The following is an 18,360-nucleotide window of genomic DNA, read 5'->3' as shown; positions in this document are numbered from 1 at the left end:
CAGTGATAGCTATTTGCCAACTGTTTTTAGGCTTATATTAAGTAGGCCTAAGCATATAACTAAAATAATGGAGTTCGACATGATCCCACTGGATCGAATACTGCTGAGTAGTCTGATGCTGTTGTCCGTTCAATCTGCCCACGCCGTGGAGGGACAGAAAGTCTTCACCCAGGGTGGCGCGCAGCCTGCCGCAATGGCCTGTGTCTCGTGCCACGGAGCCGATGGCATGGGCCTGGCGGCAGCCGGTTTTCCCCGTCTGGCAGGGCTGCCGGCCGGCTATCTGAGCAAGCAGCTGGAAGATTTTCGCAGTGGTTCGCGCATCAGCCCGGTGATGCAGCCACTGGCCAAGGCCCTGGCCGAGGACGAAATTCGCGCCGTCACTCAAACCCTCGCTGCCATGCCTGCCCCGGCGACCCCCGCTATTTCCCGCAGTGCAACGCCCAATGGCCTGGGCGAACGCCTGGCCCTGCGTGGGGCCTGGGATCGACAGATACCGGAGTGTGTGACGTGCCACGGCCCGGGTGGCGTGGGGGTGGGGCAGACCTTTCCACCCTTGGCCGGGCAATCCGCAGCCTACCTGACCGCCCAACTGAACGCCTGGCGCGATGGCACACGGCGCAATGACCCGGACGACCTGATGGGGCACATCGCCAAGTCCTTGAGCGCAGAGGAAGTGACGGCAGTGGCTGATTATTTTTCCAAAGTGAACAGCCAGGAGAGCCGGCCATGAATATTCGTTTTTCGTTCCCGCTGGCCTTCGGTTTGCTGGCAACTTCTGTACAGGCGGCATCCATTGCCATGGAGGACCAGAGCCAGTTGCAGACGCCGGCCGCTGCCAGCCACGAGCAATACTTCCAGCCCCCGGCTGAAAGCGAACTGCCGAACAACGCCTACGGCAAGATGGTCCGTGACGGCTATGCGCTGTTTGTCGACACCAAGCGCATGGCGCCCAATTTTGTCGGCAACGGTCTCAATTGCAGCAACTGTCACCTTGGCCAGGGCCGGGTCGCCAACTCGGCGCCGCTTTGGGGGGCTTACCCGATGTACCCGGCGTATCGGCAAAAGAACGACAAGGTCAACACCTTTGCCGAACGCTTGCAGGGCTGCTTCCAGTTCAGCATGAACGGTGGGACGCCGCCCGCAGCGGACAGCAAGGAAATCACCGCGTTGTCGGTGTACGCCTACTGGCTGGCGAGCAAGGCGCCGCTCGGCGTTGAGCTACCGGGGCGTGGCTACCCTGAAGTGCCCAAGTCGGCCCAGGGCTACGACATCGCGCGTGGCGAGCAGGTGTTCAAGGCTCAATGTGCGGTTTGCCACGGCGATAACGGCCAGGGGCAGAAGGTCGGGCAGGATTATGTAATGCCACCGTTGTGGGGCAAGGACTCCTACAACTGGGGCGCGGGGATGCACCGGATCAATACGGCGGCGTCTTTTATCAAGCACAACATGCCTCTGGGCAAGCCCGGAACCCTGAGCGATCAGCAGGCCTGGGATGTGGCGGCGTTCGTCAACAAGCATGAGCGGCCGCAGGATCCGCGGCTGGTGGACGGCTCGATCGAGAAAACCCGGGTCAAGTTTCACGCCAATGATGGGGTGAATTTGTACGGTCAGACGCTGGATGGCGTTTTGATTGGCCAAGGCATCCGATAAACTGTCGACCATCGTCACTGATGCCGTCAAAGCCTATGCTTTGGCGGCATTGTCTTTTTGGGAGCAGGCATGAAGCGTGAGCAAGTAAGGGAGCGGCATGCAGAGGGTAATATCTCTGCGACCCATGTGATTCAAAATCCGGCGAATTCGGGAGAGTGGATCGTTTTTTTCAAGAAGAGCGCCGGGCGCAGCTATTTCCTGGTGGATGACAACGATGAGGTCGAGTCATTCTCGCGGCTGGACGAACTGGTCGAGACGATCCGTGGCCTGGGTATCAAGTTCGCCGAGATTCATATGTAGGCCGGCAGGTGCCGGTTATTTGCACACCACCACCACGCTGCGGCTCTTGAAGTTGCCGACATCGACGCCCAGAGTCTTTTCACTCTCTTTCAGAGAGGGCGTGCCTTCAGTGCCGACGATTCGGTAGCCCGTGCCCGCACAAGAGGCGTCAGCCTTCTCGTAGCAGCTGGCCCAGGAGCTGGCTTCGCCGGAGCAATCTATGCTCAGGCCTTGTTCGCCGTTTGCCAGGTAAGTGTTGGAGGCCGTCGCGCATCCACTCAGAGCCAATACAGCGGTCAGTGCCAAAAGTCTGTTCATGTAGGTTGTCGTCATTCAAGAGTAGGGGCGGCGCGGTTGCCGAGGCCAAGGCGCAATGCCATAGCCAACGGCCATTACGGTACAGACAATCAAAAAGCCCTGCTAGTTGCAGGGCTCGATGCGGTTATTGCGGGCTCAGGGCTTGGCGTTGCGCCGCCGGGCCGGGGGCGGAGGCTGATCCTGCAGGACTGAAGCCACTTCAATCGCCAATGCTTCGGAGGCGAACGGCCCGGCGATGTTTTCGCCGTTGCTGCTGGTCACCCACCATTGGCCGTCTTGCGCTTTACTGATCAGGTAACCGTTTATGCTTTTTGCTGCCGACATCTAGAGGTCTCGTGAGCGGGATCAAGGGCGTAATCATAGCGGCAAACGCTCCTCAAGGGCGTGGCATTTAACGCTCGGGGCAACAGGGGATTGATCCGAAACTTCCTCCGATCAGGGCAGCAGCGATTTACCTGGGGAGCGATCTGCAGGATGCTGTGGAACTATCTGCTTGAATATTTCTCTATGATGGCAGCGGTTAGCCAGCGCGGGGCATTGTAAGGTGCTCGCCGCCTGATTAGACTGCGCCGAACTCGTAAGCACAGCCCTTTTAAGGACTCATATGATCAAGAAATGCTTGTTCCCAGCAGCCGGTTACGGCACTCGCTTCCTGCCAGCGACTAAGGCCATGCCTAAAGAAATGCTGCCAGTGGTGAACAAGCCACTGATCCAGTACGGCGTTGAAGAAGCGCTGGATGCCGGATTGAACCAAATCTCCATCGTGACCGGTCGCGGCAAGCGCGCTCTCGAAGACCACTTCGACATCAGTTACGAGCTGGAAAACCAAATCAAGGGCACCGACAAAGAGAAATACCTGGTCGGTATCCGCAAGTTGCTCGACGAGTGCTCGTTCTCCTACACCCGTCAGACCGAAATGAAAGGCCTGGGCCACGCCATCCTCACCGGCCGTCCACTGATTGGCGACGAACCTTTCGCCGTGGTCCTGGCGGATGACCTGTGTGTGAACCTTGACGGCGACGGCGTGCTGACCCAGATGGTCAAGCTGTACAAGCAGTTCCGCTGCTCGATCGTGGCCATCCAGGAAGTCGACCCGCAGGAAACCCACAAGTACGGCGTAATCGCCGGCGAAATGATCCGCGACGACATCTACCGCGTACACAGCATGGTCGAGAAGCCAAAGCCGGAAGACGCACCGTCGAACCTGGCGATCATCGGTCGTTACATTCTGACCCCGGACATTTTCGACCTGATCGAGCAAACCGAACCAGGCAAGGGCGGCGAAATCCAGATCACCGACGCCCTGATGAAGCAGGCGCAAAACGGCTGTGTGATGGCCTACAAGTTCAAAGGCAAGCGTTTTGACTGCGGTGGCGCCGAAGGCTACATCGACGCAACCAACTTCTGCTTCGAGAACTTCTACAAGACTGGCAAGGCTTACTGATAGCCCTGGCGGGACCCTGTACTGAAAAGCCACCTTCGGGTGGCTTTTTCGTTTTCTGCCCCGATGTTAAATGCACTGCGCTGACCGTATCGATAACTGCGGTTATGCTGTCAGCCTGCCTGGGAGAGTGAAATGGCCTACGATTTTGATCTTTATGTAATTGGCGCCGGTTCCGGCGGTGTGCGCTCGGCGCGGTTTGCCGCAGGTTTTGGGGCGAAAGTCGCCGTGGCCGAGAGTCGCTATCTGGGCGGCACCTGCGTCAACGTCGGCTGTGTGCCGAAGAAGCTTCTGGTGTACGGCGCACACTTCGCCGAAGACTTCGAGCAGGCCCAAGGGTTTGGCTGGACCCTGGGTGATGCGAGCTTTGACTGGCCAACCCTGATCGCCAACAAGGACCGGGAAATCCATCGCCTCAACGGGATTTACCGCAACCTGCTGGTCAACAGCGGTGTCACCTTGCACGAGGGCCACGCCAAACTGATCGATCCCCATCAGGTGGAGGTCAATGGCCAGCGCTACACCGCCAAGCACATCCTGATCGCCACGGGCGGCTGGCCGCAGATCCCGGATATTCCGGGGCGCGAACACGCCATCAGTTCCAACGAGGCGTTCTTCCTCAAGGAGCTGCCAAAGCGTGTCCTGGTCGTCGGGGGTGGTTACATCGCCGTCGAGTTTGCCGGGATTTTCCATGGCCTTGGCGCGGACGCCACGTTGCTGTATCGCGGCGAGCTATTCCTGCGGGGCTTCGATGGTGCGGTGCGCAAGCATTTGCAGGAAGAATTGACCAAGCGCGGGATGAACCTGCAGTTCAATTCGGATATCAAGCGGATCGACAAACAGGCCGATGGCAGTCTGAGCGTCACCCTCAAGGATGGTCGTGAGCTGGTGGCCGACTGTGTGTTTTATGCCACGGGGCGGCGGCCGATGCTCGACAACCTGGGCCTGGAAAATACCGGGGTCAAGTTGGATGAGCGTGGCTTTGTCGAGGTTGATGAGCAGTATCAGAGCGCCGAGCCCTCGATCCTGGCCATTGGCGATGTCATCGGCCGCGTGCAGCTGACGCCCGTAGCCTTGGCCGAAGGTATGGCTGTGGCGCGACGCCTGTTCAAGCCTGAGCAATATCGTCCGGTGGATTACCGGATGATCCCTACTGCCGTGTTTAGCCTGCCCAATATCGGGACGGTCGGCCTGACCGAAGAGCAGGCGCGGGAGGAGGGGCACGAGGTGCAGATTTTTGAAAGTCGTTTCCGGCCGATGAAACTGACCCTGACCGAATGCCAGGAGCGCACCCTGATGAAGCTGGTGGTGGATGCCAAGACCGATAAGGTCCTGGGCTGCCATATGGTCGGGCCCGACGCGGGTGAGATCGTTCAGGGGCTGGCCATTGCCTTGAAGGCTGGCGCAACCAAACGCGACTTCGACGAAACCATCGGCGTGCACCCGACTGCCGCCGAAGAGTTCGTCACCATGCGTACCCCGGTCGGCGCCTAAGCGTTCGGCGGTGGTTCCTGTGCATCTGGCTGCGCCTTGTGTGGCGTGGCCAGACGCAGGGCTTCAAGGCCGGCCTCGGCCTTGGTCGCGCGCAATTCCAACTCCTTGTTGCTGCGGGCCTGCTCTTCAGCTTGCTGCTTGAGTGCGTGGCTCTCCAGAAGGGCTACGCGCAGGCGTTCCTGAAGCAGCGTCCGGTCGCTGTCCATACGGCCTGATTGCTCCAGCAGTTGCTCAATCCGCGCATCACTCTTCTTCGCCTGCTCCTGAGTCTGCTTCAGCTCTTTTTGAGTGGCGCGGTTCTCACTGAACAGTCGCTCATTGTCTCGATGCAGCTGGGTGATCTCATCCTGGCGAACCAGTGCACTTTGCTGTGCCTGGCGCAGTTCCATCTGGACCTGTTGCAGCTGCCCTTCGTGACGTTGCTGCTCCTGTTCGCGCTGATCCTTCACCGCGCTGCGGTAGTGCTCCAGCGCGTCACGGGCATGCAGGTGCTTGTCTTCCAGGGAGCTGATTTGCTGGTCCTTGTCATTCAGGCGCAGTTCGAAATCACTCAAGGCCTGGTTCAGGCCAGCATTGCGGGTCTGTTCGCTCTGTAGCGTGGAGCGAGTGCTGAGCAGGGTGGCGCTCTCATTCGCCAGTGCTACGCCTTGAACGTCCAGTTGCTGTTGCAGTTGAGCCCGTGTGTTTTCAGCTTCTGCGAGACGCTCTTCGAGGGCCAGCCTGTGCGCCGCAAATTGTGCCTGGGCCTGCTCGATGGGCTCCTGAGCTTGCTCTCGCAGACGCTCTGCGAGGCGCGTAACCAGCTGTGCCAGTTCGTCCTCAAGCTCCTGGGGCGGGGTGCTCGTGCGTGCAACCCCGTCATCCAGCTCCTTCAAATAACGATGAATAGTGGTTTTTGAGCCGGTATTGCCCATTTCGATGCGTACTGCGTCGATGCTCGGGTGCTCGCCGCGCGCGAGGATCGCCAGGCGTGCCGTTTGCACCACCGCTTTATTTATGCCGCCGCGAGCCATGTGCTCTCCTACGATTTCGTGTTGTGGTATGTACCATGTAATTACATACAATATAGCGCATTATTTTAATAAAATCTTTTACGTTAATGACATGGGATATAGTGGTATTACCCCGTGTCAGTAGCGATTTGCGCTTTTTTTCGCGAGTTTCCGTACGTTTAGAGCGAAGCATCCCCATGAGTGAGCTGGATCGTTACCTGCAAGCCGCGACGCGTGACAACACGCGGCGCAGCTATCGAGCCGCCATTGAACATTTTGAGGTGAGTTGGGGTGGTTTCCTGCCCGCCACCAGCGACAGTGTGGCGCGCTATCTGGCGGCCTATGCCGGTGAGTTATCTATCAACACGCTGAAGCTGCGGCTCTCGGCCCTGGCGCAGTGGCATAACAGCCAGGGTTTTGCCGATCCGACCAAGGCGCCTGTGGTACGGCAGGTGTTCAAGGGGATTCGCGCTTTGCATCCAGTCCAGGAAAAACAGGCCGAGCCTTTGCAGTTGCAGCATCTGGAGCAGGTGGTCAGCTGCCTCGCCCTGGAAGCTCGTCAGGCGATTGTCGATGAGGACACGCCGGCCCTGTTGCGTGCCCGACGGGATACGGCGCTGATTCTTCTTGGCTTCTGGCGCGGCTTTCGCAGCGACGAGTTGTGTCGCTTGCACGTCGAGCATGTGCAGGCCATTGCCGGCTCCGGCATCAGTGTGTACGTGCCGCGCAGCAAGAGTGATCGAGAGAACCTCGGCAGGACCTACCAGACGCCGTCGTTGCAGCGGCTATGTCCGGTGCAGGCCTATATCGAGTGGATCGCCAGCGCGGCGTTGGTGCGTGGTCCGGTTTTTCGCAGCATCGATCGCTGGGGCAATCTGAGCGAGCAGGGGCTGCATGCCAACAGCGTGATCCCTTTGTTGCGCCAGGCGCTGGAGCGGGCCGGGATTGCGGCCGAAGGCTACACCAGCCATTCACTGCGCCGCGGGTTTGCGACCTGGGCTCACCGCAGTGGCTGGGATCTGAAGTCCTTGATGAGTTATGTCGGCTGGAAAGACGTGAAGTCAGCCATGCGCTACGTCGAGGCCAGCCCGTTCCTGGGCATGGCCCGTCTCGAAGAAAAACCGGTCGAACAGTAGATTCGGGTTTCTTCTATTAATATAGTCCGCTGATAGTCAAAACCAATCGGTAGCATCAGGTTTGCCAATGAGCGCATCGGCGGCGGGTTGGCTAAGATTCTCCCCATCAAGTTTTCAACCACTGACGGAGAGTCAACGATGCCTATCATCAACAGCCAAGTTAAACCGTTCAAAGCAACCGCATTCAAAAACGGCGCATTCGTCGAAGTGTCGGACGCCGATCTGAAAGGCAAATGGTCTGTCGTATTCTTCTACCCAGCTGACTTCACCTTCGTTTGCCCAACCGAGCTGGAAGACCTGGCCGACAACTACGCCGAATTCCAGAAACTGGGCGTCGAAATCTACAGCGTCTCGACCGACACCCATTTTGCCCACGCTGCCTGGCACAACACTTCGCCAGCCATCGGCAAAATCCAGTACACCATGATCGGTGACCCAACCCTGACCATCTCCCGCAACTTCGACGTACTGATCGAAGAAGCAGGTCTGGCTGACCGTGGCACCTTCGTGATCAACCCTGAAGGCCAGATCAAAATCGTCGAAATCAACGATGGCGGTGTAGGCCGTGACGCATCCGAGCTGCTGCGCAAGATCAAGGCCGCTCAATACGTTGCCGCCCACCCAGGCGAAGTCTGCCCAGCCAAGTGGAAAGAAGGCGAGGCCACCCTCGCTCCATCCCTGGACCTGGTCGGCAAGATCTAAGTCCGTGAAGCACCTCAGGGCGGGTTTTACCGCACCTTAAGTAAGCTGCACCGCCCTCAAAACGCCCGGGCGACCTTCGCTCGGGCGTTTTTTTTACCGAATTAAAAGGAAATCGCCCGTATGTTGGACGCCAATCTTAAATCTCAGTTGAAGTCATACCTGGAACGGGTCACCCAGCCGATCGAGATCGTAGCCTCCCTCGACGACGGTGCGAAATCCCAGGAAATGCTTGAACTGCTCAAAGAAGTTGCCAGTCTTTCGAGCCTGATCACCTTGCTCGATAACGGTACCGATTCGCGCAAGCCTTCGTTCTCGTTGAACCGCCCGGGAAGCGATATCAGCCTGCGTTTTGCCGGTATCCCCATGGGCCACGAATTTACTTCGTTGGTGCTGGCCTTGCTGCAAGTCGGCGGTCACCCTTCGAAAGCCAGTGCTGAAGTGCTGGAGCAGATTCGCTCGTTGAAGGGCGAATTCAATTTCGAAACCTACTTTTCGCTGTCTTGCCAGAACTGCCCCGACGTGGTCCAGGCACTGAACCTGATGGCGGTGCTGAACCCGAATATCCGCCACGTGGCCATCGACGGCGCGCTGTTCCAGGACGAGGTCGATGAGCGTCAGATCATGGCCGTCCCCAGCGTGTACCTGAACGGCGTGAACTTCGGCCAGGGCCGCATGGGGCTTGAGGAAATCCTCGGCAAGATCGACACCAGCGCGATCGAGAAACAGGCCGAAAAAATCAACGCCAAAGACGCCTTTGACGTGCTGGTGGTCGGCGGTGGCCCGGCGGGCGCCGCAGCAGCAATCTACGCGGCTCGTAAAGGCATCCGCACGGGTGTCGCCGCCGAACGTTTTGGCGGTCAGGTGCTGGACACCATGGCCATTGAAAACTTCATCTCGGTGCAGGAGACCGAAGGCCCGAAACTGGCTGGAGCACTGGAAGCCCACGTTCGTCAGTACGATGTCGACATCATGAACCTGCAACGCGCCAGCGCCCTGATCCCGGCAACCGAAGTGGGCGGGTTGCATGAGGTGCGCTTTGAAAGCGGTGCCAGCCTCAAGGCCAAGTCGCTGATCCTGGCCACCGGTGCCCGCTGGCGTGAAATGGGTGTGCCGGGCGAGCAGGAGTACAAGGCCAAGGGGGTGTGCTTCTGCCCGCACTGCGACGGCCCATTGTTCAAGGGCAAGCGCGTAGCAGTGATCGGCGGTGGCAACTCCGGGGTTGAAGCGGCCATCGACCTGGCGGGTATCGTCAGTCACGTGACCTTGCTGGAATTCGACGGCAAGTTGCGCGCCGATGCGGTGCTGCAGCGCAAGCTGCACAGCCTGCCGAACGTCAAGGTCATCACCAGCGCCCTGACCAGCGAAGTGAAGGGCGACGGCCAGAAAGTCACCGGCCTGGTCTACAAGGACCGTGATTCGGGTGAGTTCAACACCGTCGAGCTGGAAGGTATTTTTGTCCAGATCGGCTTGCTGCCCAACACGGACTGGCTCAAAGGCACTGTCGAGTTGTCGCCACGGGGCGAGATCATCGTCGACGCTCGCGGTGAAACGTCTCTGCCCGGGGTGTTCGCTGCCGGTGACGTCACCACGGTGCCGTACAAACAGATCGTGATTGCGGTAGGCGAGGGGGCCAAGGCATCTCTCAGTGCTTTCGACCACTTGATCCGGACCTCGGCTCCGGCGTAAAGCGGTGACGCAAAAAACAAAACCCCATGAGCCAGGCTCATGGGGTTTTTATTTGCCCGTTAAAACGAGTTGCTACAGCGGGGCCGGCTGGATGATTTCGACCCAGTAGCCGTCCGGGTCCTTGATAAAGGCCAGGCTTTTCATGCGGCCATCGGTCAGGCGTTTCTGGAAGTCGCAGCCCAGTGTTTCGAAACGCTCGCAGGCGGCAACGATGTCCGGTACCGAGATGCAAATGTGACCAAAGCCGCGAGGGTCAGTGTTGCCATTGTGGTAGGCGAAATCCGGATCGTTTTCGGTGCCGTGGTTATGGGTCAGTTCGAGAATCCCCGGGATCGACTTCATCCATTGGGTACGCGCTGCGGCGTCAGCCGGGATCTGCGCCTTGTCCACCAGGGCCAGGAAGTACAGGCTGAATTCCGCCTCGGGGAAGTCGCGTTTTTCTACCAGCGAGAAGCCCAGGACACGGGTGTAGAAATCCAGGGATTGAGTGATGTCCTTGACCCGCAGCATGGTGTGGTTGAACACAAAGTTGGCGGTGGCGGAGTCAGGCTGGGCGGTAACGCCAGGGAAAGTATCAAGTTCGTGCAGGCTCATGGGCCCTCCGGAAAAAAGTGGGGCAAACGGCGCTCGGGCAAACGAGCGGTGCCTTGGCTTGCGATGATTCAGGCATCCTTGGGATGCGCAATGATACGCAACAGCCGTCCTTGGCGCCAAACCCAAAGCTCCTGATCTATTGCCCAATCCTGGCGTCACCTGCAAACTTTGAGACCCGTTTCTCAGGTATTGCTGACAATGCCCTTTTTCGTAAAAACCGCCGCCCTCACATGCAGCCTGCTGCTCTGCGCCCTGGCCCAGGCTGCGGAGCCGGTGATTGCCTGGCCCAGCGGGTGGCAAGTGGAGGCGTTGCCCGAACAGCCGGCCGAACCGAGTTCAAAAGTCTCTCGTCAGCGCGCAGTGAAAAATGATGCTGGCGGCACCCCGGTACTGGTTATGGAGTTGACGATGACGGAGGTTGAAAGTGGTCATGCGGTGAATCTTCAAGGTGTGCTGCTGGAGATGCGCAAGTCAGTGCAAAAGGACTTTGCACAAGGTGGCTATCAAAGTGTGTGCAATCGGATTCATGAAGCACAATTGAGTCGCCTCTCTGCTCTTGAAACCACCTGCACCATTACTCAGAACGGTCGGCATGTGTTGTCGCAAACACTGGTGGCGGCGTTGGATGCCGATAAGGCCTATGTACTTTCTTACGCTGGCCAGGCGGCGGCTTATGCAGAGAGTCAGGATGAAATACTCGCTACCCGAAATAGCTTGAAACTTTAACCTTGCTCTTGGCAGGGTATTTCCATTGGCAGAGAATGCTCCGCATCCATGACAACGAATTAAGCACAAAGTTATGGGGTGGCTCTTGTGCAATGTGCGTGATCTGGAACGCAGGTGCCGATTCTCGCCAAACCTTATTGCAGATGCTTGAGGTTGTGAATATTTAGCCTGTTGTAACTAATGCAATTGGCTATAAACGAAACTGCTAAAAAGCAAAGGCCCCGCCAATGCGGGGCCCTGGTGATCGAAGCGTTGTTAACCGCGCAGCCAGGAATCTACAGTGGCAGCGCCATACTCTTCTTTCCAGGCTTTGAGCCCGCGATGATTGCCGCCCTTGGTTTCAATCAGCTCACCGGTGTGCGGATTCTGATAGACCTTGACCACGCGAGCGCGGCGTTGTTTCGGGGCAGAGGCTGCTGGCTGGGACTTGCCCGGGTTTGGATCGAGAATCGCGATGATGTCGCGCAGGCTCTTGCCGTAGGTTTTCATCAGGCCCTGAAGTTTTTCCTCGAACTCGATTTCCTTTTTGAGCCCGGCATCGTTCTTCAGGGATTCCAGCTGCGCGAGCTGTTCTTGAAGTGCTTTTTCTGCTGCACGAAATTCAGCGAGTCTGGACAATATCTTTACTCCAATAAGGTATTTGGCTGATACCAAGCACATACAAAACGATGAGGCCAAGAGCCGGGGAACGACTCAAATTAATGACCTATCGGTGAATCTTGTACAGGCCAGAAAAATTGTAGTAGTTAACGGGTCAAGAGTAAATCATGTTGTTCTTGCAAGAATCAATTGCTAATGATGATTCAAATTGGTGCATGACAATGGCAATGCATTGTGTGTTTTTTTGCGCAAATGGCTATTTAGTGGCGCGCCAACTCAGTTAGGAATTCATCCCCCGGCATCGGTCGACCAAACAAGTAACCTTGCAGGAAATCGACGCCTTTCCCCGCCAAATAGTCCCGTTGTTCTAGTGTTTCAACACCTTCGGCGACGATGCCCAAGTCGAGCTTCGCCGAGAGCTCGATGACACTGTCGAGTATATGGCGCGAAAGGGCGTCAATACCGATCATGGCAACGAAGCTCTGATCAATCTTCAGATAGTCGACATTAAACTGACGCAAGTACGCCAGGCTGGAATGCCCGGTACCGAAGTCGTCAATGGCGATCATTACCCCCAACTTGTGCAATTCTTCGAACAGTTTGTGGGTCATGGCGGTGGGTTCCACCAACTCGCGTTCGGTCAGTTCCAGCACCAGCACCACCTTGCCGGCGGGGAACTGGGCGAGAAAGTCGCGGCAGTCATCGAGCAGTTGCAGGTCATGGCAGTGGCTGGCGGTGATGTTGATGCCAATGTGAAAGTTATCGCTGAAGCTTGAAGCGTTGGGCGCCAGCAGCTGTGCGGTCTGCTGCATCAGGGAGCGGGTCATGGGTACGATCAGGCCGGAGTGCTCGGCAAACGGAATGAACAAATCCGGGCGCACCAAACCTTCCTTGGGATGCTTCCAGCGCATCAGAACTTCAAGGCCTGCCCACTGCTCGGTATCGCCACGCACCACCGGCTGGAAGTAGGGGATGAACTCCGCGGCGCCCAGGGCCCGCTGCAGTTCGTGACTGGGTGATGACGAGCGCTTTTGCCACCAGTGGCCGGCGAATCCCGAGAGAATTCCAAAGAACAGCAGCAGGCTGAACAGCGGCGGGTACTGGGCCTTCATATAGAGCCAGACATCGCCTTCGGGAAAGCCGGCGCTGACGCGGTAGGGGTAGCGCGCGGAGTCCAACTCCTGGTGGGCCACCGGCGCGGATGGCACAGGTAGCCCATGGACCTTGCCGTCCGCTGACAGCCAACTGTTGCCCACTTGCAGTTTCAGGTCGGCGTAACGGCTGATCAGGCGCAGGGCGTTCGTCAGGTGATAGCCGTCGATGGTCGCCAGCGCGGAGCGCTCGCCTTGGCTCAGGCGGTAGATCAGCAGGGCAGTGTCGGGTGTGATCGGGTTGCCATTCATCAACCACAACCGACCGTCGACATAGTCTCGTGGGTCCAGGGCGGCTGAAAAACGCCCGAGCAATGAACTGCAGTAGTTGTCGTTCCGCCAGACCAGGTTTGTCGAGCGCACGAACGGACGGCGTGTGACCTGGTCGCGCAGCGCCAGTTGCCGGGTCTCATCGCAAGGCTCGCCAACCAGAGGCAGCAACACGCGGGCGGCGATATCGCTGTTGTCGAGCATCAGGTCGAACTGGCGGATCGCTTCCTCGGCTGTTTGCTGGCTGCTCTGGAGCAGCGCCCGCTCAGCCTGCAGGTACAGAATGATCATGCCCAGCAGCACCGGCAGCAAGCCGATGAGCAGCGTGCGCAGGGCACGGGTCGAGCGTTTCTGCGGACCTTTTACGGTCAATGGCATAGACCAAACCTATAACGGGACGGCGCCTGGACACTGGCGCCAGAAGAAGGGGGATCGCAGTGGGTACATATCGAACCCGGGTGAGGGGGAGGATAGACGGGATGCCTATTTTGCGCCCTGGGATCTTGGGTACAGGCGCTGGGCCTGCTCGATAAACGCCAGCGTCGCCGGCGATGACTGGCGCCGATCCAGCACAGCCATGCCGATCTGACGTTTGGCTGGCTGGCTCAGGGGCCTGCGCACATAGCGCGGATCGTGCATGGTCGGCAGTGCCAGCTCGGCCACCAGGCTCACGGCCTCGCCACGGGCCACGGTTTCCAGGGTGCTGAGCAACTGCGAGTTGCGATAGCGGATGTTGGGGCTGAGGCCGACTTGATGAAACAGCCAGGTCACCAGCTCGGCTGACCCGGCCTCGGTGAGCACGAAGGGGTCGACGCACAGCTGGGCCAGGCTGACGGCACTTTCATTTGCCAGTGGGTGTTGAGCCGGCAACAGGGCCACCCATTGATCCTGCAACAAGGCAAAGGTATCGAAGCGCTCCTGGGGCAGCACCACGAAACCCACGTCGATGCGCCGCTCCTCGAGCCATTGCACGACCTGTCGATCCGGGCCTTCGTCGATGTGCACTTCGATGCCGGGGTAGCGGCTGCGGTACTCGGCGAGAATGGCCGGCAGCAGTTTCATCGAAGAGGTTGGCCCAAACGAGCCGATGCGCAGGGTGCCGCGCTTCATGCCTCGGGCATCGGCAGCTTCCTGGTGCATGGTTGCGGCCAGGCCCAGCATGGTCCGGGCACGCAGCAATAGTTGCTGGCCAATGTCGCTCAGCTCGACCTGTGCCTGATGGCGGCGAATCAGCTCCACACCCAGCTCTTGCTCCAGCGCCTTGATGGCGTGGGACACCGCTGACTGGGTGATTCCCAGGCGGCTGGCGGCCGTCGTGAAACCACGCAATTCGGCGACCAGGGAAAAAATCTCCAATTGAGTCAGGGTCATGAGTGATTGCTCATTTTACGATGATCTTTGATTAGACGAAGAATAAGCCCATCCCAGGTAAGCCGGTGCTGAAATCTTATGAAAACGTTCGACCAAACACCCTCCGGTCCTTCTGACAGAGCGGTCTATTGCAAACTCATCGCGGTCACCATGATCTGGGGCGGAACCTTTGTTGCCGGACGCCTGCTGTCAGGGGCGCTGGAGCCGCTGCTGGCCGCCAGCTTGCGATTTCTGCTGGCGAGCCTTGCGCTGTTGCTGTTTATGGCTTGCAAGCGGATCCCGCTGGTGCGGCCGAACCTGCGCCAGTGCGTGCAACTGCTGATCTTGGGGTTCTTCGGGATTTTCTTTTACAACCTGTGCTTCTTCTACGGCTTGCAGCGGATAAGCGCGTCGCGGGCGTCCTTGATCGTGGCCTTGAACCCGGCGGTGATTGCCTTGGCTTCGTGGCTGCTGTTTCGTGAGCAACTGAGTCGGCGCCAGGTTCTAGGTATCGTTGTTTGCGTACTGGGCGCCGCGCTGGTGATCCTCAGTCGAGACCCGCAGGCGTTGCAGGGCACGGCCGACGGTGGGCTCGGCGACCTGCTGATCTTTGGTTGCGTGCTGGGGTGGGGCGTCTATTCGCTGTTTTCCCGAGGGCTCAACCAGAGCCTTGGGCCGCTGCACACCGTGACGTATTCGATTGTTCTGGGGACCCTCATGCTGGGTGCCGCTACCGCCCAGCGCGGCGAGCTGAATCCGCAAGCGTTACTGGACTTGAGTGCGGTGCAGGGCCTGAGTCTGCTGTACCTGGGCCTGATGGGGTCGGTGCTGGCCTACATCTGGTACTACGATGGCCTGCGCCAGATCGGCGCCACGCGCTCTGGCGTTTTCATTGCGCTCAACCCGCTGACGGCGGTGATCCTGGGGGCACTGCTGTTGGGCGAGCAGTTGACCCTGAGCATGGGCCTGGGCGCAGCCTTGATCCTGCTGGGGATTTATCAGTGCAACAAACCCCTTGCGACTCTGGGCAAAAAGCGGATTTTATAGAGATTGCGGACAAATCTATTTACGCTGTGTAGAATCTGGTTACGCATACAAGAATAATGTCTTCTGGCAGCAGAAGCCTCGCCCGCAGCCTGTAAGCAAGTCAGGGTCGAAATGAAGATACTCGGGTTCCAACTGATCTACGGTGATTTCCTCGCCCGCAGCGTGCGTGGCATCTCTTGCGCGCCACCTTCAGCCCTCAGCATTGATAGCAACTAGCAGCCCGCGACCGCGGACGTTAATTCTAAAAATAATGATGAGGCGCCAACCATGGCAGATATCTTCGAAAACCCAATGGGCCTGATGGGCTTTGAATTCATCGAATTCGCATCGCCTACGCCAAACACCCTCGAACCGATCTTCGAGATCATGGGTTTCAGCAAAGTCGCGACCCATCGCTCTAAAGACGTGCATTTGTACCGTCAGGGCGCCATTAACCTGATCCTCAACAATGAGCCCCACAGCGTGGCCTCGTACTTCGCCGCCGAACACGGTCCGTCGGTATGCGGCATGGCCTTTCGCGTCAAGAATGCCCAGCAGGCGTACTCCCGTGCCCTGGAGCTTGGGGCTCAGCCGATCCATATCGCCACCGGCCCGATGGAGCTGAACCTGCCGGCGATCAAGGGCATTGGCGGCGCGCCGCTGTACCTGATCGACCGCTACGGCGAAGGCAGCTCGATCTATGACATCGACTTCGTGTACCTGGATGGCGTCGACCGTAACCCGGAAGGGGCGGGCCTGAAGATCATCGATCACCTGACCCACAACGTGTATCGCGGGCGCATGGCCTACTGGGCCGGTTTCTACGAGAAGCTGTTCAACTTCCGCGAGATTCGTTATTTCGACATCAAGGGCGAATACACCGGCCTGACCTCCAAGGCCATGACCGCGCCGGATGGCATGATCCGTATCCCGCTCAACGAAGAGTCGTCCAAGGGCGCGGGGCAGATCGAAGAGTTCCTCATGCAGTTCAACGGTGAGGGGATTCAGCACGTGGCGTTCCTGACCGACGATCTGGTGGATACCTGGGACCGCCTGAAGAAGATCGGCATGCGCTTCATGACCGCGCCACCGCAAACCTACTACGAGATGCTCGAAGGCCGTTTGCCGAATCACGGCGAGCCGGTGGACGAACTGCAATCGCGGGGCATTCTGCTGGATGGCTCGTCGGAAGCCGGTGACCGCCGCCTGCTGTTGCAGATTTTCTCGGAAACCCTGATGGGCCCGGTGTTCTTCGAATTCATCCAGCGTAAAGGCGACGATGGCTTCGGCGAAGGCAACTTCAAGGCGCTGTTCGAATCGATCGAACGTGATCAGGTTCGTCGTGGCGTACTTGCCACCGAGTAAGCCAGTGACCGCTTGAAAACAGGCCCGATCGAAGGTTCTTCGATCGGGCTTTATTTTGCTCGGGAATTGCTGATAGTGAATGTGTTAATGTTTATTTCCGCGACGCCTAGCGTTGATTCCCAGCCTGTTGACTGACCTTTAGATGACGACGCCAAGACCTTCCCTGACCTTAACGCTGCTCCAAGCCCGTGAAGCGGCCATGGCTTTTTTCCGGCCGTCCCTCAACCAGCATGACTTGACCGAACAGCAGTGGCGGGTGATCCGCATCCTGCGCCAGAACGGCGAACTGGAAAGTCATCAACTGGCCAAGATGGCGTGCATCCTGCCTCCAAGCATGACCGGGGTGCTCACGCGCCTGGAGCGTGACGAGTACGTCAGCCGCCGCAAATCACCCGAGGACCAGCGCCGGCTGTTCATCACCCTGACTGAAAAGGGTCAGGCCTGCTTCGAGTCCATGAGTGGCGACATGGAAATCAACTACCAGAAGATCCAGCAGCAATTCGGCGAGGAGAAGATGCAGGCGTTGCTGGCCTTGCTCAACGAGCTGAAACAAATCAAGCCTTGAGTTTGCGCGGTATCTGAGGCGTTATCTGTAGCCGCTGCCGCAGGCTGCGCCGGCCCTGACACTCGTCTCAGGGCCAAGCGTACCAAGGGCGTCTCAAGCCCGACGCTGACGCACCAGATGTTTGAACCCTTCAAACACCAACACCAGCACCGCCATCCAGATCGGCACATAGGTCAGCCATTCGCCGGCCTTGATGCTTTCCCCCAGCAGCAGTGACACCCCTAGCAGCAATACCGGCTCGACATAGCTCAGCAGGCCGAACAGGCTGAACGCCAACAGCCGGCTGGCGATGATGTAGCACACCAGTGCCGAGGCGCTGATCACCCCCAGCAACGGAATCAACAGATACAGCCAGGGCCACAGGTCGAACACCGCAAAGCCTTGCTCGCCGCTCTGTACAAACCACAGGGCGACAGGCAGCAGCAGCGCCATGTCCAGCCACAGCCCGCCGAGGTTGTCTGCGGCCAGGCGCCTGCGCAGCACGAAGTAGGTTGGATAACCGATGGCCACCAGCAGCGTGGCCCAGGAGAAACTTCCCACCTGATACAGCTCGTTGAGCACCCCCAGGCAGGCGAAAAACGCAGCGATCTTCTGCAGGCGCGACAGGCGTTCGCCATACACCAGGCGCCCGGTCAGGACCATGGTCAATGGCAGCAGGAAATACCCCAGAGACACATCCAGGCTGTGGCCATTGAGCGGCGCCCACATAAACAGCCATAACTGCACGCCCAACAGCCCTGACGACAGCAACAGGCCCAGCAGCAACAGCGGCTTGCCCGCCACTCGCAGCAGCACTTCGCGCACCCGGCGCCACTCCCCGGAAACCACCATGAAGACCGTCATGCACGGCACCGTCAGCAGCATTCGCCAGCCGAAGATTTCCACCCCGGTCAGCGGCTCCAGCAAGGACGTGTAGAAATACATGACGGCAAACAGCACCGACGCCAGGACCGATAAAACAATACCTTTAGACACACTGTCCTCGTACGACCAGAGTCATTGAGCGAATGGAAAA

At 58.5% G+C, this 18,360-nt stretch carries 20 protein-coding genes; 12 read left to right on the top strand and 8 right to left on the bottom strand.

Annotation, left to right across the window (positions count from 1 at the left end; translation table 11 throughout):
- The first annotated feature begins 79 nt into the window (after window positions 1-79).
- The 3 genes from JFU57_RS24300 (at window position 80) to JFU57_RS24290 (ending at window position 1,950) form a co-directional block, all read left to right on the top strand.
- A complete protein-coding gene (locus JFU57_RS24300; protein ID WP_201131025.1) occupies window positions 80-730 on the top strand; it encodes a c-type cytochrome in 651 nt (216 codons plus the stop codon).
- A complete protein-coding gene (locus JFU57_RS24295; RefSeq protein ID WP_201131024.1) occupies window positions 727-1,650 on the top strand; it encodes a c-type cytochrome in 924 nt (307 codons plus the stop codon). Before JFU57_RS24300 ends, JFU57_RS24295 begins: the two co-directional genes overlap by 4 nt.
- A gap of 69 nt (window positions 1,651-1,719) precedes the next feature.
- Window positions 1,720-1,950 carry a hypothetical protein gene (locus JFU57_RS24290; protein ID WP_020294658.1) on the top strand — a complete coding sequence of 77 codons (231 nt, stop codon included), beginning with the start codon at window positions 1,720-1,722 and terminating at the stop codon, window positions 1,948-1,950.
- A gap of 15 nt (window positions 1,951-1,965) precedes the next feature.
- Here the strand turns inward: JFU57_RS24290 and JFU57_RS24285 are convergent, their stop codons facing one another.
- Window positions 1,966-2,247 (bottom strand): hypothetical protein, encoded by a 282-nt coding sequence (locus tag JFU57_RS24285; RefSeq protein WP_043228295.1) that lies wholly within the window; start codon window positions 2,245-2,247, stop codon window positions 1,966-1,968.
- Between the two features lie 135 nt (window positions 2,248-2,382).
- Window positions 2,383-2,571: a hypothetical protein gene (locus tag JFU57_RS24280; protein WP_078473010.1), complete on the bottom strand. Its 189-nt coding sequence runs from the start codon at window positions 2,569-2,571 to the stop codon at window positions 2,383-2,385.
- A 280-nt stretch (window positions 2,572-2,851) separates the two neighbouring features.
- Here JFU57_RS24280 and galU point away from each other — a divergent pair, with 280 nt between their 5' ends.
- The gene (gene galU / locus JFU57_RS24275) at window positions 2,852-3,691 is read left to right on the top strand and encodes a UTP--glucose-1-phosphate uridylyltransferase GalU (protein ID WP_078473009.1); all 840 of its coding nucleotides are present in this window, start codon (window positions 2,852-2,854) and stop codon (window positions 3,689-3,691) included.
- 132 nt (window positions 3,692-3,823) lie between these two features.
- The gene (gene gorA / locus JFU57_RS24270) at window positions 3,824-5,182 is read left to right on the top strand and encodes a glutathione-disulfide reductase (protein WP_201131023.1); all 1,359 of its coding nucleotides are present in this window, start codon (window positions 3,824-3,826) and stop codon (window positions 5,180-5,182) included.
- Here gorA and JFU57_RS24265 read toward each other — a convergent pair.
- Entirely contained in the window at window positions 5,179-6,195 is a 1,017-nt protein-coding gene (locus tag JFU57_RS24265; RefSeq protein ID WP_201131022.1) for a DNA-binding protein, read from the bottom strand. The genes gorA and JFU57_RS24265 overlap by 4 nt on opposite strands.
- Before the next feature lie 176 nt (window positions 6,196-6,371).
- On the opposite strand from JFU57_RS24265, the gene JFU57_RS24260 reads away from it, so the two are divergent.
- The 3 genes from JFU57_RS24260 to ahpF all read left to right on the top strand — a co-directional run bounded on the left by JFU57_RS24260 (window position 6,372) and on the right by ahpF (window position 9,698).
- Window positions 6,372-7,310, top strand: coding sequence for a site-specific integrase (locus JFU57_RS24260; RefSeq protein ID WP_201131021.1), 939 nt, complete (start codon window positions 6,372-6,374; stop codon window positions 7,308-7,310).
- A 138-nt stretch (window positions 7,311-7,448) separates the two neighbouring features.
- Window positions 7,449-8,012, top strand: coding sequence for an alkyl hydroperoxide reductase subunit C (gene ahpC / locus JFU57_RS24255; protein WP_020294651.1), 564 nt, complete (start codon window positions 7,449-7,451; stop codon window positions 8,010-8,012).
- Window positions 8,013-8,132: 120 nt separating this feature from the next.
- Complete coding sequence (ahpF, locus tag JFU57_RS24250; protein ID WP_201131020.1) at window positions 8,133-9,698, top strand: alkyl hydroperoxide reductase subunit F; 1,566 nt, start codon at window positions 8,133-8,135, stop codon at window positions 9,696-9,698.
- 72 nt (window positions 9,699-9,770) lie between these two features.
- On the opposite strand, the gene gloA is transcribed toward ahpF, so the two are convergent.
- Complete coding sequence (gene gloA, locus JFU57_RS24245; protein ID WP_078473004.1) at window positions 9,771-10,292, bottom strand: lactoylglutathione lyase; 522 nt, start codon at window positions 10,290-10,292, stop codon at window positions 9,771-9,773.
- Window positions 10,293-10,490: 198 nt separating this feature from the next.
- Here gloA and JFU57_RS24240 point away from each other — a divergent pair, with 198 nt between their 5' ends.
- On the top strand, window positions 10,491-11,018 hold the full coding sequence (locus JFU57_RS24240) for a DUF4946 domain-containing protein (protein ID WP_201131019.1): 528 nt from the start codon (window positions 10,491-10,493) through the stop codon (window positions 11,016-11,018).
- Between the two features lie 255 nt (window positions 11,019-11,273).
- Here the strand turns inward: JFU57_RS24240 and JFU57_RS24235 are convergent, their stop codons facing one another.
- The 3 genes from JFU57_RS24235 to JFU57_RS24225 form a co-directional block, all read right to left on the bottom strand.
- Window positions 11,274-11,636, bottom strand: coding sequence for a histone-like nucleoid-structuring protein, MvaT/MvaU family (locus JFU57_RS24235; protein ID WP_020294647.1), 363 nt, complete (start codon window positions 11,634-11,636; stop codon window positions 11,274-11,276).
- Between the two features lie 242 nt (window positions 11,637-11,878).
- Window positions 11,879-13,417, bottom strand: coding sequence for an EAL domain-containing protein (locus JFU57_RS24230; RefSeq protein ID WP_201131018.1), 1,539 nt, complete (start codon window positions 13,415-13,417; stop codon window positions 11,879-11,881).
- Between the two features lie 105 nt (window positions 13,418-13,522).
- On the bottom strand, window positions 13,523-14,410 hold the full coding sequence (locus tag JFU57_RS24225; RefSeq protein ID WP_201131017.1) for a LysR family transcriptional regulator: 888 nt from the start codon (window positions 14,408-14,410) through the stop codon (window positions 13,523-13,525).
- A gap of 78 nt (window positions 14,411-14,488) precedes the next feature.
- On the opposite strand from JFU57_RS24225, the gene JFU57_RS24220 reads away from it, so the two are divergent.
- From JFU57_RS24220 to hpaR, 3 genes are all read left to right on the top strand, one after another.
- Window positions 14,489-15,436, top strand: a complete 948-nt coding sequence (locus JFU57_RS24220; RefSeq protein WP_201131016.1) for a DMT family transporter — start codon at window positions 14,489-14,491, stop codon at window positions 15,434-15,436.
- A gap of 267 nt (window positions 15,437-15,703) precedes the next feature.
- Window positions 15,704-16,780 carry a 4-hydroxyphenylpyruvate dioxygenase gene (gene hppD, locus JFU57_RS24215; RefSeq protein ID WP_078472999.1) on the top strand — a complete coding sequence of 359 codons (1,077 nt, stop codon included), beginning with the start codon at window positions 15,704-15,706 and terminating at the stop codon, window positions 16,778-16,780.
- Window positions 16,781-16,922: 142 nt separating this feature from the next.
- Entirely contained in the window at window positions 16,923-17,345 is a 423-nt protein-coding gene (gene hpaR, locus JFU57_RS24210; protein WP_020294642.1) for a homoprotocatechuate degradation operon regulator HpaR, read from the top strand.
- Between the two features lie 93 nt (window positions 17,346-17,438).
- Here hpaR and rarD read toward each other — a convergent pair whose 3' ends face one another.
- Entirely contained in the window at window positions 17,439-18,320 is an 882-nt protein-coding gene (gene rarD / locus JFU57_RS24205) for an EamA family transporter RarD (RefSeq protein ID WP_078472998.1), read from the bottom strand.
- Window positions 18,321-18,360: the final 40 nt, after the last annotated feature.

The sequence above is a fragment of the Pseudomonas sp. TH07 genome (assembly GCF_016651285.1).
Classification (GTDB): Bacteria; Pseudomonadota; Gammaproteobacteria; order Pseudomonadales; family Pseudomonadaceae; genus Aquipseudomonas.
Note: the sequence above shows the minus strand (reverse complement) of the source record. Positions and strands in the feature narration are given on the sequence as shown.

Excerpts from the sequence above, each read along its gene's own strand:
- hpaR (WP_020294642.1), top strand. The coding sequence starts at position 16,923 with ATGACGACGCCAAGACCTTCCCTGACCTTAACGCTGCTCCAAGCCCGT.
- JFU57_RS24220 (WP_201131016.1), top strand. The coding sequence starts at position 14,489 with ATGAAAACGTTCGACCAAACACCCTCCGGTCCTTCTGACAGAGCGGTC.
- JFU57_RS24240 (WP_201131019.1), top strand. The coding sequence starts at position 10,491 with ATGCCCTTTTTCGTAAAAACCGCCGCCCTCACATGCAGCCTGCTGCTC.
- galU (WP_078473009.1), top strand. The coding sequence starts at position 2,852 with ATGATCAAGAAATGCTTGTTCCCAGCAGCCGGTTACGGCACTCGCTTC.
- JFU57_RS24230 (WP_201131018.1), bottom strand. The coding sequence starts at position 13,417 with ATGCCATTGACCGTAAAAGGTCCGCAGAAACGCTCGACCCGTGCCCTG.
- JFU57_RS24280 (WP_078473010.1), bottom strand. The coding sequence starts at position 2,571 with ATGTCGGCAGCAAAAAGCATAAACGGTTACCTGATCAGTAAAGCGCAA.
- gorA (WP_201131023.1), top strand. The coding sequence starts at position 3,824 with ATGGCCTACGATTTTGATCTTTATGTAATTGGCGCCGGTTCCGGCGGT.
- ahpF (WP_201131020.1), top strand. The coding sequence starts at position 8,133 with ATGTTGGACGCCAATCTTAAATCTCAGTTGAAGTCATACCTGGAACGG.
- JFU57_RS24290 (WP_020294658.1), top strand. The coding sequence starts at position 1,720 with ATGAAGCGTGAGCAAGTAAGGGAGCGGCATGCAGAGGGTAATATCTCT.
- JFU57_RS24265 (WP_201131022.1), bottom strand. The coding sequence starts at position 6,195 with ATGGCTCGCGGCGGCATAAATAAAGCGGTGGTGCAAACGGCACGCCTG.
- JFU57_RS24285 (WP_043228295.1), bottom strand. The coding sequence starts at position 2,247 with ATGAACAGACTTTTGGCACTGACCGCTGTATTGGCTCTGAGTGGATGC.
- JFU57_RS24260 (WP_201131021.1), top strand. The coding sequence starts at position 6,372 with ATGAGTGAGCTGGATCGTTACCTGCAAGCCGCGACGCGTGACAACACG.
- hppD (WP_078472999.1), top strand. The coding sequence starts at position 15,704 with ATGGCAGATATCTTCGAAAACCCAATGGGCCTGATGGGCTTTGAATTC.
- JFU57_RS24225 (WP_201131017.1), bottom strand. The coding sequence starts at position 14,410 with ATGACCCTGACTCAATTGGAGATTTTTTCCCTGGTCGCCGAATTGCGT.
- gloA (WP_078473004.1), bottom strand. The coding sequence starts at position 10,292 with ATGAGCCTGCACGAACTTGATACTTTCCCTGGCGTTACCGCCCAGCCT.
- JFU57_RS24300 (WP_201131025.1), top strand. The coding sequence starts at position 80 with ATGATCCCACTGGATCGAATACTGCTGAGTAGTCTGATGCTGTTGTCC.
- ahpC (WP_020294651.1), top strand. The coding sequence starts at position 7,449 with ATGCCTATCATCAACAGCCAAGTTAAACCGTTCAAAGCAACCGCATTC.
- JFU57_RS24295 (WP_201131024.1), top strand. The coding sequence starts at position 727 with ATGAATATTCGTTTTTCGTTCCCGCTGGCCTTCGGTTTGCTGGCAACT.